Genomic DNA, 593 nt, shown 5'->3' on the forward strand with positions numbered 1-593 from the left:
TGGGTACAGGTGGACCCTGTGCGATATTAACACCAACTTTTTTAATATATATTTTTTTAATCCAAAGATTTATGTTGGCATTGTCCTATCTTCCCGGCACGCTTCCATGCAAGTATTTTCGGCTCCGCACAGCTTAACTTCTGTGTTCGGAATGGGTACAGGTGGACCCTGTGCGATATTAACACCAACTCTTTGGTGCACCTTCGGGGACTCGAACCCCGGACCCACTGATTAAGAGTCAGTTGCTCTACCAGCTGAGCTAAAGGTGCGTTACCCCGCTTACTTGAACCCAAAGGAAATCGAATAAAGGAAAAGGAGGAAATGGAATAAGCGAAACTCAAATCAATTTGAACAAGAAGTTCAAGCACTCGGTCTATTAGTATCAGTCAGCTCAACGCATTACTGCGCTTACACCTCTGACCTATCAAACTTGTAGTCTGCAAGTGACCTTACCTGATCAAGTCAGGAGGATATCTGATCTTGAAGCATGTTTCACGCTTAGATGCCTTCAGCGTTTATCAAAACCGCACACAGCTACCCAGCTATGCCCTTGGCAGAACAACTGGTGCACCGGAGGTGCGTCCGACCCGGTC

At 46.4% G+C, this 593-nt stretch carries 1 tRNA gene and 2 rRNA genes; all 3 read right to left on the bottom strand.

Annotated features, from left to right (window positions below):
• Positions 1-72 precede the first annotated feature (72 nt).
• Positions 73-189, bottom strand: a 5S ribosomal RNA gene (gene rrf, locus J1E28_RS07800).
• A 4-nt stretch (positions 190-193) separates the two neighbouring features.
• Positions 194-269: transfer RNA gene (locus tag J1E28_RS07805), tRNA-Lys, on the bottom strand.
• Positions 270-355: 86 nt separating this feature from the next.
• Positions 356-593: ribosomal RNA gene (locus J1E28_RS07810) — 23S ribosomal RNA — on the bottom strand; the annotation flags it as partial.

It is taken from the genome of Helicobacter sp. (assembly GCF_022511165.1).
In the GTDB taxonomy this organism is placed as follows: Bacteria; Campylobacterota; Campylobacteria; order Campylobacterales; family Helicobacteraceae; genus Helicobacter_C.